Source organism: Streptomyces luteosporeus (assembly GCF_039532865.1).
GTDB lineage: Bacteria > Actinomycetota > Actinomycetes > Streptomycetales > Streptomycetaceae > Streptomyces > Streptomyces luteosporeus.
On the sequence record NZ_BAAASL010000091.1, the window covers coordinates 1 to 514 of the forward strand.

Consider the following 514-nt stretch of genomic DNA (forward strand, 5'->3'; position numbering starts at 1 on the left):
TTCAGGTAGAATATATTTATGATTTACTGGCGCTTGCTGTAGAGATAGTCCGCCTAGAATCTGTCCTGCGGGGCCGGATATAAGCGCTCCGGGTATAACTTCACCAATAGCGGTCTCAATGACGTCCTCTTCATCAGTGCTGGCGCATACCCAAATATTTACTTCCTTACAGTCCCCCCCTTGCTCATCAAGCTTGAAAGCCAGGAGCGTCAGAGCCCCTGTATTTTCAGGATCCTGAAGTGGGCTGCCTCTACCCCAGCGGGTAATCCTTTTTTCATTCCGGGTTTTACCAAAATGACGGCTGTTATAATAAATTGCCCTGGCTTCGCTGTCAGGGCAATCATGCGATGACACATGTGCGGTGAGAAAAACCGAAGGGTTCAGTTCACGGGTATGGTTGATAGACGGAAAGAGTTTTTCAACGATACCTGAAGGGATATAAAGCCCTACCTGGTGACCACCTGTTGCGCCGGTATCGTTGGCGGAAAGGCGTTTGATGTAGACGAAGTAATTC

Annotated in this window: 1 protein-coding gene; it reads right to left on the reverse strand. The window is 48.6% G+C overall.

Annotation, left to right across the window (positions count from 1 at the left end; all coding sequences use genetic code 11):
- A partial coding sequence (locus tag ABD361_RS30575; protein ID WP_344440254.1) for an EcoRII N-terminal effector-binding domain-containing protein occupies positions 1-514 on the reverse strand: 514 nt, incomplete at both ends.